Consider the following 14,295-nt stretch of genomic DNA (forward strand, 5'->3'; position numbering starts at 1 on the left):
GTGCTCCCTACTCCCACTCGATCGTCCCCGGCGGCTTCGACGTGACGTCGAGCACGACGCGGTTGACGTCGCGGACGCCGTTCGTGATGCGGTTGGAGATCTTCGACAGCACGTCGTACGGCAGGCGCGTCCAGTCGGCCGTCATGGCGTCTTCACTCGACACCGGGCGCAGCACGATCGGGTGACCGTAGGTGCGACCGTCACCCTGCACGCCCACCGAGCGCACGTCGGCCAGGAGCACGACCGGGCACTGCCAGATTTCCTGGTCGAGGCCGGCCTTGGTCAGCTCCTCACGGGCGATGGCGTCGGCCTCACGCAGAATCTCGAGACGGTCAGCGGTGACCTCACCGATGATCCTGATGCCGAGGCCGGGCCCCGGAAACGGCTGGCGTCCGACGATGGCCTCGGGGATGCCCAGCTCGCGGCCGATCGCACGCACCTCGTCCTTGAACAGGGCGCGCAGCGGCTCGATCAGCTCGAAGTCGAGGTCGTCCGGGAGACCGCCCACGTTGTGGTGCGACTTGATGTTCGCGGTGCCCGCACCGCCGCCGGACTCGACGACGTCGGGGTAGAGCGTGCCCTGCACGAGGAACTTCACCGGAGCACCGCCCGAGGCCTTGGCCTCAGCGACGAGGTCGAGCTGCACCTTCTCGAACGCGCGGATGAACTCGCGGCCGATGATCTTGCGCTTCTCCTCGGGGTCGGTCACACCCTGGAGGTGACCGAGGAACGTGTCGGCGGCATCGACCGTGATGAGGCGCACACCGGTGGATTCGACGTAGTCCTTCTCGACCTGCTCGCGCTCGCCCTTGCGGAGAAGCCCGTGGTCGACGAAGACGGCCGTGAGCTGGTCGCCGATGGCCTTGTGCACGAGAGCGGTCGAGACCGCGGAATCGACGCCACCGGAGAGCGCGGAGATGACGCGGGCGTCACCCACCTGCTCCCGGATGCGCTCGATCTGCTCGGCGATCACGTTGCCGCTGTTCCAGTCCGAGGCGAGTCCGGCACCCTTGTGGAGGAAGTTCTCCAGCACACGCTGGCCATGGTCGGAGTGCTTGACCTCGGGGTGCCACTGCACACCGTAGAAACCGCGCTCGGGGTTCGCGAATGCGGCGACCTTGGTCGCTTCCGTCGTCGCGAGCACCTCGAAGCCGTCGGGGGCCTTGGCCACCTGGTCGCCGTGGCTCATCCAGACGTTCTGCTGCACCGGCTGGCCGCCGAGCAGCGTGCCGCCGTCGCCCGTGATGACGGCGTCCGTCGCGCCGTACTCGCGCAGACCGGTGTTCGCGACCTCGCCGCCCAGTGTCTGGGCCATGTACTGGAAGCCGTAGCAGATGCCGAGAGTCGGGACACCGAGATCGAAGACCGCGGGGTCGAGCTTGGGGGCACCCTCCTCGTACACCGACGACGGTCCGCCGGAGAGGATGATCGCGACCGGGTTCTTCGCGGCGATCTCCTCTGCTGTGGCGGTGTGCGGCACGATCTCGCTGTACACACCCGCCTCACGGACGCGACGGGCGATCAGCTGCGCGTACTGCGCGCCGAAGTCGACGACGAGCGCAGGACGCTGCTGGGTCTCGGACTGTTCGGTCAACGGACACCTTCCGGGGCGGGGGCGGAGGCCTCGGCGGCCTCCCTGGTGGCGAGATAGGTCTTGACTTCACGGGCGACGACCGCCTCCATGAAGAACGACAGCAGCGGCACGACGCCGCCGAGCGCGAGGAGGATGAAGCGCGGGAAGCGCCAGCGCATCAGGCTCCACATGCGGAAGCACGCGAAGAGGTACACGACATAGAACCAGCCGTGCGCCACGAGGATGAACAGCGACAGGTTGAAGCCGTCACCCAGAGACGTCATCTCGCAGGAGTTCGTCATGGGGGCGAACAGCGACCACCACTGGCAGTCGGGACCGGCGAGCACGCCGGCGAACCAGAGCGGACCTCCGGAGCCGCCCATGAAGAGCTCGAGGTGGATCGGCGTGTACTTCAGCACCATCTCGGTCAACAGCAGGAGCAGCATGACACCTGTGATGATCGACGCGATCTGGTAGAACTTCAGCGCACCGCGGATCGCCGGAAAGCTGGCGACTTTCGGTTCGGGCATGCGTCCAGTCTAGCCGCCGGGAAATCGTGACGAATCCGGCAGCGGCGTCCGGGAGAGGGCGATGCATCGGTCAGGAATCGAGAAGCGGCCGGAAGGTCACGGTCGTAGCGTCTTCGACATGAACACGACCATCGATTCCCTCACCCTCGACGTCCCGGATGTGGACGCCGCCCGCTCCTTCTACGCGGAGGCGTTCGACCTGGGCGACCGCCTGCGGTTCCGCGCCGCGGATGCCCCCTCCTCCGGCTTCCGCGGCTACACGCTGTCGCTCGTCGTCTCGCAGCCCGCGAACGTGCACGCGCTCGTCGATGCGGCCGTCGCCGCGGGGGCCACCGTGATCAAGCCCGTATCGAAGTCGCTCTGGGGCGTCGGCGGCACGATTCAGGCACCCGATGGTGCCATCTGGAAGGTCGCCACCTCGGCGAAGAAGGACACCGCTCACCCGAGTCGCACGGTGGACGAGATCGTGCTGCTGCTCGGCGCGAAGGACGTGGTGGCCTCGAAGGCCTTCTACGCAGATCGCGGCATCCCGGTCGACAAGAGCTTCGGGCGCAGCTACGTGCAGTTCGACACCGGATCCGGCTCGATCGGCCTCGGCCTGTACCGGCACGCGTCACTCGCCAAGGATGCGGGCGTTCCGGCGGACGGCTCGGGCTCGCATCGGATCACCGTCAACGGCGTGCTCGGTGCGGCCGTCGATCCCGACGGCTTCGTCTGGGCTCCCGTCGCGGTGAGCGCCTAGGCGACGCGTTCACCACCCGTGATGGCGAGCGCGCTCCTCGACGGCCTCTACGAGCCGATCGGCGTAGTCCAGTCCGTCGTCGTCCGCTAGGAGGTCGGCGCGCGCGGCCACGAAGGCGGCGGAGACCCCGCCGCGGATTCGCTCGACGGCATCCCGTGCCGCCTGCGCCTCGACTCCGAGCGTTTTGGCCGCTTTCAACCAGTGCGTCATCCCAATGCGTGCCATCACGCGCTCGCCTCCGATGGACACCGCAGAGGGCATCGGCTGATCCCCTCGGTAGAGCGCGTTGCTTCCGAGGTCGTAGAGAGGCGCCAACCTCATCTGCGTCCCCGAATGGATGACGGAGTAATTCTTGGCATGTGCATCGGTGTTCGCCGCGGCGCAGGTGAAGACGAGCGCTTCGAACAGCTCGTTCGCCGCGCGCCGCTGCTCGGATGGGGCGAACGCCCGCACCACCCGAGCGAACTTCTCCAGCCCGGGGCCACCGTCGGATTGGTACTTGAGCGCGGGGTCGACGCTGAGTGCCTGCGCGAAATCCTCCTGATGGAGTCGGTGGAGCCGATCGCCGGCTTGGACACGGTCATAGCGCTTCGCGACGAAGACGAAGTCGCCGCGGTCCGTGACCATGAGCCCGTGGTCGGCGACCCGCAACCCCAGACGACGCCCAGCTCTCATGGTCAGAAACTCGTTGACGTCGTGACGGCCACCACGCGCTGCGGGCTTCAGGATGTGGGTGGTCGGCGTCGAATCCCGCGGAACACCCCATTGGCCGTCGTCTGAACGGTACAGCGCAAGCTTCGGCTGCGCACCGGCGAGGCTCCAACGGAACTCGTCGTACCTCTCGGACCAATTCCCTGCGGAATCGACCACGGACGCGACGAGTTCGCCGAGGTCGTCGATGTAATGCACGTCACCCGTGCGCGCCGCAGCGTCGTCGGACGCTTCGCCCGGAGGCAACAGCTGGAGCGCACCGGCCGTATCACGTCCGACATGGCGGAGGAGACCCATCGGGTTCCGGGGACTCGTGTGATGCGCAGCAGCGATGCCCTCCAGAGTTGCGGGGTTGTCGCTCAGCAACCCCTGCAGGAACGGTCGTGCCACCCGGTTGCCGTACTCCGCACCGGCCACGAGTGGCATCGAGATCGAGAGTGGCGTCGCCACGGGCGACAGATCGTCGTCATACGCGAAGCTGATCGCGCCATGCGCATTCTGAGTGAACAGGCCGGTGCGCTGACCATCGACGAACGCGACCAGATCGCCCTGCGCAGAGGATGCGGCGTTCATCTCCCGCCCTCCTCCTCGCTCCACAAGGCACTGAGATCGAACGAGGAATCGCCTTTTGCGTGCTCCTGGACGTTCAGCTGCAGTCCGAGAGACTCCACCACATGCAGAACCCGGCGAAGCGTCGGGTTGTCGAGGCGCCCAGTCTCCAGCTTCACCAACCAAGGCCTATCGACGTCCGCCCGCTCAGCAAGCTCCGTCTGACTCCAGCCTCGACGCAGACGCGCGCTTCTCAGAACGGCCCCGAGCTGTCGCGCTGAGTGGAATGGTTGACTCTCCATGACACCTCCATGCTGTGTGTTTAAAAACACTATCGCCTATGTGTCGTAAAAGTAACACTTGGCTTAGTGCGTTTGAACACACTTCTCGGCCTGTGGTCTGGAACACACAATCGGGCGAGGAGACGACGAAGGCCGCCGGGATCACTCCCGACGGCCTTCGCCTGTGTCATCCGGTCAGAACCACCGGGTCAGCAGCTCCCAGAGCCAGTCGAGGATCGCACCGATGATCCCGCCTGCCCGGTTGACGGTGACCGTCGCGGTCGCCGCGTCCCCGTCCGCCTGCGATGCGGCGACGGTGTACTTGCCGGACGGAGCGCTCTTCGGCACGGTGACCGACGTGCTGAAGGTGCCGTCTGCGCCGACCTGGACGGTGCCGACCTGCACCGGCTTGCCCTTCTTCGGACGCAGTTCGATGCTCACGGTCTCGCCGGGCACGTAGCCGGCGCCGGTGACCTTGAGGTTCTTGCCCGCGGTCACCTTGGACGAGCCGAGGGCGATCGTGCCGGCGAACGCCTCTTCGCCCGCGATCGTGAACGGCACCTGCACCGTGGTTCCGGTACCGGCGACGGCCACCGTGAGCACCTGCTCACCGAAGACACCGGACGGGACCGTGAAGGTCAGGCTGGCGCGCCCACCCTCGTCGGTGGTGTCGACGACCGCGGGGTCGACCGCACCGGCTGCGAGCTGCGTGCCACCGAGCGACAGCGTCACCTCGCCCGGAGCCGGCTCACCGGCGCTGAACGCCAGCGAGGAGAGCGACACGGTCACCTGGTCGCCGGCGCTGTAGCCGTCGGCATCCGCCGGGCTGACCGCCACGCCGACCGCGCGCTGGGCGTAGTCGGGGCTCGCGGTCTTGTTCGCGTCGAACCAGTCGACCATGGACTGCAGGTCGACCTTGCCGGTGTCGCGCTTACCCGTGCCCTCCTTGAAGGTGAAGAAGTTGTCTCCACCCGCCGCGAGGAACGAGTTGGCTGCGACCGTGTAGTTCGCAGCCGGGTCGAGCGCCGCACCGTTGAGCGTGATCGAGGTGATCCGCGAACCCTGCGCCGCGGCGGGGTCGTAGGTGTAGACCAGCCCCTTCGAGACGCCGAGCTTCAGGAACGGACGAGCCGAACCGGCCGGCTGCCACTGCTCCTCGAGAACACCCTTCAGCTGCGCACCCGTGAGCGTCAGCGTCACCAGCGTGTTGGCGAACGGCTGGACCGTCGCCGCCTCGCGGTAGGTGACGTTGCCCGCCGGATCGTTCGCGCCCGCCGAGGCGTACGTGAGGTTGGCACGGATGCCACCCGGGTTCATGATCGCCACATCGGCGCCCGTGGACCACTTCTGCACGTCGGCGACGAAGTTGCCGATGGTGGACTCGCCACCGCGGTTCTCCGACCCGTTCGTCTGACGTGCGCGGTTGAAGTCGGCGGTGATGTCTCCGACCTTGATCGCACCCAGCACATCGGCCTCGGCCTTCGCCTGGTCGACGATCGCCTGCACCTCGGGCACGGCTGGGTACAGCGGCTTGCCCGCAGCGGTGAGGGGCTTGATCTCGTTGGTGATCGAGATCAGGTCCTTCGTCTTCGGGTCGACCTTGATGTTCATCAGGCCCAGGTTCTCGCCGTACTGCCCCGCGGAGACCACCGGGCGGCCGTCGATCACGTGGTTGTAGGCGAGGTGGGTGTGCGCCGAGACGATCGCGTCCACGTCGCCGTCGACCCCGTAGACGATCTCGCCGAGCGGCGAGTCCGGGGTGATGCTGGAGACGGCGGTGCTGGATGCACCCTCGTGCACGAGCAGGATGACGACATCCGCCTCGCCGTTGGACTCGTCACCGTCGCGCAGGTCGTCGGCCACCGCGTTCACGGAGTCGACGATGCTGCGCACCTCGAGGTCCTTGATGCCCTCGGGCGAGACGAGCGAATCGAGGTCTTCGGTGACCGCTCCGACGAAACCGACCCGCACCCCGTCGAGCTCCTTCACCCATGCCGGTGCGAGCGCGGGCTCGCCGGTCTCGGTGACGAACACGTTCGAGGAGATGTACTCCCAGTCCGCGCGGTCCTGCACGCGGTCGCGGAGGTCGGCCCAGCCCTGATCGAACTCGTGGTTGCCCGCCGCGCTGACGTCGAGGCCGGCCGCGTTGAGCGCGTCGATCGTGGGGTTGTCGTCGTTGATGAACGAGGTGAACGTCGAGGCGCCGATCAGGTCGCCGGCACCGGCGAAGATCGTGTTCGGATTCGCCTCACGGAACTGCTTGACCGCACCGGCCAGCACCGCTGCACCCGCTGCGGCACCGTCGGCCTCGATGCGACCGTGGAAGTCGTTCACCGTGACGACGTCGATGCTCACCGGCGGGATCTCCGAGGAGACGCCGACGATGATCGGGTCGTGGTCGCTGGAACGGTAGGGCGTGCCCTGCTCGGTCGCGCCGAAGGCATAGCCACGGTCGCTCCACTCGGGCGAGTTGATGCCCCACACGCCGGCGCCGGTGATCGACGAGACGAGCGACGGAGACGCGATCACGTGGTCGAGCGATCCGAGCTCGCCGTCGAACGAATACGTGTACTGACCAGATGCCTTGTCGGCGACGAGGTCGCTCCACCCGTTCGAGGTGAACACGTCGATCGGGTCTTCCTTGCCGTAGGCGTTGAAGTCGCCGATCAGCAGCATGTCGCCGCTGCCTGTCGTCTCTTCCAGCTGTGCGGTGAAGGCGAGGATCGCGTTCGCCTGCTTCACCCGGTCGGCGTTGAAGAAGCCCTGACCGTCGGCCGGCTCCGCACCTGCCCCCTCGGGCGGCGACTTCGACTTCAGGTGGTTCGCCACCACCGTGACCACGCGTCCGTCGATGTCGAACGCCTGAGCGATCGGTTCGCGGGCGTTGCCCCACACGGACTCATCGGTGACGGTGACGCTGTCGCCGACCCGCTTGACGGCGTCTTTCTTGTAGATGATCGCGTTGGTGATGAAGTCGGTCGTCGCCGCATCGTTCAGGGCCGCGGGCGTGGGCACGTAGCCCCACACGTCACTCCCGGCGTCGGCGTTGAGTCCGGCGACCAGATCCTTCAGGGCCGTGTCGATCGGCTTGCCCAGCTTCACCGAGTTCTCGATCTCCATCAGCGACACGATGTCCGCGTCCAGTCCGTTGATCGCCGCGACGATCTTGGACTTCTGGATCGCGAACTGCGCCGCGTTCGCGGCCCCGCGGGCGCTGGAGTTCTCGCTCTTCAGCGTCGTGAAGTAGTTGTAGACGTTGAACGACGCGACCTGCACGTCGCCGCCGACCTCCGGAGCCTGTGCGGGGCGCGGGTTCGTCGCCGTGAATCCGACCTTGAGGTCGGCGGACGAGGAGTCGTCGATCGGGACGACCGGCTGCAGGCGCCAGTCGTTGAAGCCCCACTGCAGCACGTAGCCGTTGTCGCCGAAGTCGACGGTGTCGCCGTTGCGGACCACCGTGTCCTTCGTGAAGTACGGCTGCTGTCCCGGGTGACCGCTGTTGGTGACCTGGATCGACCAGCCGTCATCCAGCAGGATGCGGTTCGCGCGGTTCGCTGCGGCGATCGCGGCGGCCTGATCACCGGGTCGCGTGGTCTCGGTGCTCTTCACCGCGAGCGCGTCGCCGGCGTTGAGCCAGAGCGCTCCGAAGTTGAACAGCTGGTGGCTCGAAGCCAGGCGATAGGTGCCTTCCGGGGCCACGTACATGTTCTCGTACTGCTCACGGTCGGTGCCCTGCACCGTGGCGGGCAGCGGGGTGACGGCGGGAACTCCGACGCCGGCGGTGACGACCGAGACGTCGGCGGCTGCCGCCGGGTTGATCTGCGTCTGGCCGAAGTACTCGCTCACCGAACCCGTCACCGAGACGAGGTCGCCGATCGCGAGGGTCGGGGTCAGCGCGTTCAAGAAGACGAACACACCGTCGGACGCACCGGGAGTCGCATCGGTCGTGCCGCCGGACCCCTGTGTCTGGATCACGATGCCCTTGTACCCGCCGGTGCGGTAGTCGGCCGTGACGACGCCCTCGACCTGCACGGTCTGGCCGTTCAGCGGCGAGACGTCGGTGGTGCCCTGAACCTCGGCGATCGTCGCCTTCTTCGGATCGGTGCCGGGGCCGGGGCCGGGGTCGACGCCGCCCGAGTTCTGCGGCGTGATGGCGGCGGAGAGCGTGAAGTCGGCACTGTTGACGTCGGTGTCGACACCGCCGGTGCGGTTGAGCGACTTGACGTCGGTGTTGCCGGCGGGTGCGGTCGCCGCCGCACCCTCGAACGTGTTGGACGTGCCGTAGCCGAGCAGGTCGACGACGCCGTCGACGCCCACGACCGAGCCGGGAGTGAGACTCACCGCCGCCGTACCCTCGACGAGCGCGAGCGTGCCGTTGGTGCCGCTCGGGGTCAGAGCGCTGACGGCATCAGGGGTCGGAAGCTCCGCACCGTTCGCGCCGTTGCTGTTGCCCTGCACCAGGTAGTAACCGCCAGCGGGGATCACACCGGTGAGCGGAGCGACGCCGTTGAAGGCGGCCGACCCGGTGGCGGACCGGTACTGCAGCGACATCCCGTCGAGCGTGACCGGAGCCGAGGTGGGGTTGTAGAGCTCGACGAACTTGTTCTTGAAGGCCGCGCCCGCGCTGCCGCCGGAGAGGTAGGCCTCGTTGATCACCACCCCCGTGCCCGTGGTGTCGGCTGTGGCGGGAACCGCAGCCAGCGAGCCGAGGCTCAATGCGGCGACGCAGGTCACGGCGAGAGCGCCGATGCGCCCCCGACTTCTACGGTGCGAGACGGGAGCCACGCGGTTCTCGTCATCTGGAGCGGACATCATCGGTGCTGTCTCCTCGGTCGGGTTCGACACTTCTCAGGGCTGTCACGGCACACAGGGGAAACTCCCAGCGTGCTCACATGGTGCGAGCATACGGAGCGGTCCGGACATCCTCAACGGAGTTTTCCGATTCGTCATCGAGCGCTCACCGGATGGCCGGAAGCACCCCTGACGAAGGTCACTACCGACGCACGCGAGCACGCAATTGCGCACCGCTGGGCGCGCGGATGCGCGTCCGATCAGACGACTGCGCCTTCTCCGGCCCGGTCTTCGAACTCCTCGACCTCGCGCTCCCAGGCATCCTTCGCCAGTCGGTACCAGAGGTAGAACGCGAAACCGGCGAAGATGGCCCACTCGACGGCATAGAACACGTTGAGCCAGTTGACGGGAGAAAGCTCATCGGGCGCGGGGGACGAGATGTCGACCAGCCCGGCCGTCGCGGTCGTCGAGGCGAGGTACGGACGGTAGACGTCGAGCTCCTCGATGTCGTGCCAGCGGCTGAGGAGCGCGGCGGGTGACATGCGGTCCAGTCGCTGCGGGTCGGCGTGCGGAGGCACCCTGGGGCCCTCGTCCGAGATGATGCGCCCGGTGATCTCGACCTCGGAGCCGTCAGCGGCAGCCTCGAGCTCTTCGACAGCCGCCTCGGCCGACTCCGGATCCGGTGCCCAGCCGACCGCGACGGCGATCGAGGTCCGGTCGGCCACCCGCAGCTGGCCGGTGACCCAATACCCCTCGACATCGTCGTTGAAACGGCTCGCCACGACGATGAAGTCGCCGGGAACCCAGGTGCCCGCGGTCTGGACCCGCTGGCCCACGAGCGGTTCCGGCAGATACTCCCCCGGCTGGAGCACATCCTCGAGCTGCTGCACCTGCTCGGTGGCGCCAGGGGCCGGCGGATCGGTCTCGATCGCACGTTCCAGCTGCCACTGACCGAGCCAGGCGAACACCCCGGCCACCAGGAGGCAGAGCAGGAGCATGCCGATCCAGCGTCCCCTGAGCATGACCTCGCGGAGAGTCGGGGGGAAGAGTGCAGGAGTGGTCACGGTGACGCGCAGGACCCTCAGGCCTCGTAGGGCGCCAGCACGACCTCGACCCGCTGGAACTCCTTGAGGTCGGAGTACCCGGTGGTCGCCATCGACTTGCGCAGCGCGCCGATGAGGTTGGCGGTGCCGTCGGCGACGGGCGCCGGTCCGTACAGGATCTCCTCGAGCGTGCCGATGCCACCCACCTCGACGCGGTGCCCGCGCGGGAGCTTCGGGTGATGCGCTTCAGGTCCCCAGTGGAACCCGCGTCCCGGCGCATCGGTCGCACGAGCGAGCGCGACGCCGAGCATGACGGCGTCTGCGCCCATCGCGAGAGCCTTGACGATGTCGCCGGACGTGCCGACGCCACCGTCGGCGATGACGTGCACGTAGCGCCCACCGGACTCGTCGAGGTAGTCGCGGCGCGCAGCGGCGACGTCGGAGACCGCTGTCGCCATCGGGGCGTGGATGCCGAGGGTGGCCCGCGTCGTCGAGGCCGCTCCCCCGCCGAAGCCGACGAGCACGCCCGCAGCCCCCGTGCGCATCAGGTGGAGGGCTGCCGTGTAGGTCGCAGCTCCTCCCACGATGACCGGCACATCGAGGTCGTAGATGAACTTCTTGAGGTTCAGGGGCTCGGCAACGCTCGACACGTGCTCGGCAGAGACCGTGGTCCCCCGGATCACGAACAGGTCGACACCTGCGGCGGCGACGGTGTCGTAGAACTCCTGCGTGCGCTGCGGCGTGAGGGAGCCGGCCACGGTGACGCCCGCCTCGCGGACCTCGGCGAGGCGACGGGTGATGAGCTCGGGCTTGATCGGCTCCGAGTAGAGCTCCTGCATGCGGACCGTCGCCTTGGTGTCGTCGAGACCTGCGATCTCCGCCAGCAGCGGCTCGGGGTTCTCGTAGCGTGTCCAGAGCCCCTCGAGGTCGAGCACTCCGAGGCCGCCGAGCTGGCCGAGCATGATCGCCGTCTGAGGGCTCACGACCGAGTCCATCGGCGCGCCCAGCACCGGGATCTCGAACCCGAAGGCGTCGATCGTCCAGGCGGTCGACACGTCCTCCGGGTTGCGCGTGCGCCGCGAGGGCACCACCGCGATGTCATCGAACGTGTACGCGCGACGTGCACGCTTTCCTCGGCCGAGCTCGATCTCCATGGTCACCCCTCCAGCCTACCCGGCAGGCGGAGCCGCCCGTGCTGGGAGACTGGAGGCGAGACCGGGAGGCACCATGAGGATCGAGCATGTCGACGTGGTCGTGGTGGGCGGCGGGGTCATGGGGTTGGCGACGGCCTGGGCCCTCGTACGTCGAGGACTCAGACCGGTCGTGCTGGAGAGATTCGCCCGCGGTCACCGTGAGGGCGCATCGCACGGTGCGACCCGCAACTTCAACAACGCCTACGACGAGGAGCACTACCTCGACCTGCTCGTGCGCGCCCGTCAAGGGTGGGACGCCCTCGGGTCGGTCGGCGGCGAGTCTCTCCTTCGTCTGCACGGCCTCGTGACCCACGGCGACATCGACATCGCCGCCGTGCGGTCGGGCCTGGAGGGCCGCGGCATCCCGAGTGCCGTCCTCTCGCCCGCCGAGGCGGGTGCCCGGTGGCCGGGAATGCGCTTCGGCGGCGACGTGCTGTGGTCGTCCGACGCCGGGGTCGTGCGCGCCGCCGAGGCACTGCGGGAGCTGGAGCGTCGCGTCGTCATCGGCGGCGGAGAAGTGCGCTGGAGCACCCCGGTCGAGCGCATCGAGGAGGACTCGGACGGCGTGGGGGTCAGCGTCGCCGAGGACATCCACCTGCGTGCCGAGACCGTCGTGGTGACGGCGGGAGCCTGGACGCGGACTCTGCTTCCGCACTTCGGCCTGCCGCGCCTCACCGTGACCGAGGAGACGCCGGCACACTTCCGGCCGCTCACGGACGCGCCGTGGCCCTCGTTCAACCACTACGTGCAGCCGGGGACCTACCCCGCGACCGTGTACGGCATGCCGACGCCAGGAGAGGGCGTGAAAGTCGGGTTCCACCGTGTCGGCGACGAGGTCGATCCCGATGCCCGCCCGCACCTGCCGACGCATCAGCGTGCGCTCTCGGACTACGTGCGGGAGTGGATGCCCGGCCTCGACCCGGCGGGGCCGGAACCGATCAGCTGCACGTACACCTCGACCGGCGACGGCGCCTTCGTGCTCGATCGCCTCGGCCGGATCGTGGTGGGCGCCGGGTTCTCCGGCCACGGCTTCAAGTTCGCGCCCGGCGTCGGCGGGGTCCTCGCCGACCTCGCGATCGACCCCGCCGCGCGCGCTGCCGCACCCTTCCGACTGCCCTGAGCGACCCGACTGTCCTGAGCGACACGGGAGCACGGCCCGTGTCCGCGAACGAACGTCAGCGCGAGCGCGCCACCCGCTTCTCGTCCCACACGGGCTCGTCGGACTCGTAGACCTCGCCGTCCGACCCGAACACCAGGAACCGGTCGAACGAACGGGCGAACCAGCGGTCGTGCGTGACCGCCAGTACCGTTCCCTCGAAGCGCGCGAGGGCCTGCTCCAGCGCCTCGGCCGATTCCAGGTCGAGGTTGTCGGTCGGCTCGTCGAGCAGCAGCAGCGTCGCCCCGGAGAGCTCCAGAAGGAGCACCTGGAACCGCGCCTGCTGTCCTCCCGACAGCGAGTCGAAGCTCTGCTGCGCCTGACGCACGAGACCGTAGCGGTCGAGTGCCGAACTCGCGGCGTCACGTGGCATACCCGCTCGGCGATCGTCCCCCCGATGCAGGATCTCTAGCAGCGTGCGGCCGACGAACTCGGGGTGCGCGTGCGTCTGCGCGAACAGGCCCGGCACCACCCTCGCTCCGAGCACGGCCGAGCCGGTGTGTTCGACAGCACTGAGCTGCTCACCCGTCGACGTCACGTGACCGAGCGTGGCGTCGGGGTCGGATCCACCGCGAGCGAGCAGGCGCAGGAAGTGCGACTTGCCTGACCCGTTCGACCCGAGCACGGCCACCCGGTCGCCGTACCAGACCTCCGCGTCGAAGGGCCGCATGAGACCCGTCAGCTCCAGGCGCTGCGCGACCACCGCCCGTTTGCCCGTGCGCGCGCCGCGCAGGCGCATGTCGAAGTCCTGGGCCGGCGGACGCTCCTCCGGGGGACCCGCTTCCTCGAACTTGCGCAGGCGTGTCTGCGCCGCCTGGTAGCGCGAGGCGAAGCCGTCGTTCGCCGAGGCCTTGACCTTGAGGTTGGCCACCAGGGTCCGCAGCTTCTCGTGCTGCTCGTCCCACCGTCTGCGCAGCTCGTCGAGCCGGTCCATCCGGTCGGTGCGAGCCTGATGGTAGGTGCCGAAGCCGCCGCCGTGCACCCAGGCCGTGGCCCCGGCGCCTCCGGGTTCGAGCGTGATGAGGCGGTCGGCCGCTCGAGCGAGCAGCTCACGGTCGTGCGACACGAGCAGCACGGTCTTGGGCGTCTGGCGCAGCTGATCCTCGAGCCAGCGCTTCGTCGGCACGTCGAGATAGTTGTCCGGCTCGTCGAGCAGCAGCACCTCGTCGGGTCCGCGCAACAGGGCCTCGAGCGCCAGGCGCTTCTGCTCGCCACCGGAGAGCGTGGTGAGCTCGCGGTATCTTGCGCGCTCGAACGGGACGCCGAGCGCGGCGACCGTGCACTGGTCCCAGATCGTCTCGTGCTCGTATCCGCCGGCGTCCGCGTACTCGGCGATCGCCGATGCATAGGCCATCTGCGTATCGTGCTCGTCGCGTTCGATCAGCGCGTTCTCCGCGGTCTCGAGCGCCTCCGCAGCGACGCGGATACGTGTGGGAGCGACACGCACCAACAGCTGGTGCACGGTCTCGCCCGCTTCGCCGTGGCCGACGAACTGGTCCATGACGCCGAGTCCGCCGTCGATCGTCACGACGCCGTCATCAGCCGTCTGATCGCCGCGGATGATGCGCAGCATGGTCGTCTTGCCGGCGCCGTTCGGGCCGATCAGAGCGCTCGTCGAGCCCGCGCCGACCCGGAAGCTCGCCTCGTCGAGAAGCGGTCTGCCGTCTGGAAGCGTCAGGGAGACGCTGGATACATCGATGAAGCCCACGGTGCGTGGCCGTCCTTC

10 protein-coding genes are annotated in these 14,295 nt (G+C 68.3%); 2 read left to right on the forward strand and 8 right to left on the reverse strand.

Features of this window, described 5'->3' with window-relative positions; genetic code table 11:
• Positions 1 to 7: 7 nt before the first annotated feature.
• Positions 8 to 1,594: a glutamine-hydrolyzing GMP synthase gene (gene guaA / locus HDC31_RS12255; protein WP_058632651.1), complete on the reverse strand. Its 1,587-nt coding sequence runs from the start codon at positions 1,592 to 1,594 to the stop codon at positions 8 to 10.
• Positions 1,591 to 2,103 (reverse strand): DUF3817 domain-containing protein, encoded by a 513-nt coding sequence (locus tag HDC31_RS12260; protein WP_021198891.1) that lies wholly within the window; start codon positions 2,101 to 2,103, stop codon positions 1,591 to 1,593. The genes guaA and HDC31_RS12260 overlap by 4 nt, the downstream gene beginning before the upstream one ends.
• Positions 2,104 to 2,221: 118 nt before the next feature.
• Here HDC31_RS12260 and HDC31_RS12265 point away from each other — a divergent pair, with 118 nt between their 5' ends.
• The gene (locus HDC31_RS12265; RefSeq protein WP_061018615.1) at positions 2,222 to 2,845 is read left to right on the forward strand and encodes a glyoxalase; all 624 of its coding nucleotides are present in this window, start codon (positions 2,222 to 2,224) and stop codon (positions 2,843 to 2,845) included.
• 9 nt (positions 2,846 to 2,854) lie between these two features.
• Here the strand turns inward: HDC31_RS12265 and HDC31_RS12270 are convergent, their stop codons facing one another.
• The 5 genes from HDC31_RS12270 to HDC31_RS12290 all read right to left on the reverse strand — a co-directional run bounded on the left by HDC31_RS12270 (position 2,855) and on the right by HDC31_RS12290 (position 11,374).
• The gene (locus tag HDC31_RS12270) at positions 2,855 to 4,129 is read right to left on the reverse strand and encodes a HipA domain-containing protein (RefSeq protein WP_113681643.1); all 1,275 of its coding nucleotides are present in this window, start codon (positions 4,127 to 4,129) and stop codon (positions 2,855 to 2,857) included.
• Complete coding sequence (locus tag HDC31_RS20575; protein WP_058632649.1) at positions 4,126 to 4,407, reverse strand: helix-turn-helix domain-containing protein; 282 nt, start codon at positions 4,405 to 4,407, stop codon at positions 4,126 to 4,128. Before HDC31_RS20575 ends, HDC31_RS12270 begins: the two co-directional genes overlap by 4 nt.
• Positions 4,408 to 4,581: 174 nt before the next feature.
• On the reverse strand, positions 4,582 to 9,201 hold the full coding sequence (locus HDC31_RS12280) for an ExeM/NucH family extracellular endonuclease (protein WP_061018584.1): 4,620 nt from the start codon (positions 9,199 to 9,201) through the stop codon (positions 4,582 to 4,584).
• 236 nt (positions 9,202 to 9,437) lie between these two features.
• Positions 9,438 to 10,199 (reverse strand): SURF1 family protein, encoded by a 762-nt coding sequence (locus HDC31_RS12285; protein ID WP_046749044.1) that lies wholly within the window; start codon positions 10,197 to 10,199, stop codon positions 9,438 to 9,440.
• A 59-nt stretch (positions 10,200 to 10,258) separates the two neighbouring features.
• A complete protein-coding gene (locus HDC31_RS12290) occupies positions 10,259 to 11,374 on the reverse strand; it encodes a GuaB3 family IMP dehydrogenase-related protein (RefSeq protein WP_046748792.1) in 1,116 nt (371 codons plus the stop codon).
• 73 nt (positions 11,375 to 11,447) lie between these two features.
• Between HDC31_RS12290 and HDC31_RS12295 the strand changes: the two genes are divergently transcribed.
• Entirely contained in the window at positions 11,448 to 12,533 is a 1,086-nt protein-coding gene (locus HDC31_RS12295) for an FAD-dependent oxidoreductase (RefSeq protein ID WP_179516154.1), read from the forward strand.
• A 55-nt stretch (positions 12,534 to 12,588) separates the two neighbouring features.
• Here HDC31_RS12295 and HDC31_RS12300 read toward each other — a convergent pair whose 3' ends face one another.
• Positions 12,589 to 14,277 (reverse strand): ABC-F family ATP-binding cassette domain-containing protein, encoded by a 1,689-nt coding sequence (locus tag HDC31_RS12300; RefSeq protein ID WP_082738594.1) that lies wholly within the window; start codon positions 14,275 to 14,277, stop codon positions 12,589 to 12,591.
• Between the last annotated feature and the right edge of the window lie 18 nt (positions 14,278 to 14,295).

Origin of the sequence: Microbacterium sp. JAI119 (assembly GCF_013410135.1) — a bacterium.
Taxonomy (GTDB): Bacteria; Actinomycetota; Actinomycetes; order Actinomycetales; family Microbacteriaceae; genus Microbacterium; species Microbacterium oxydans.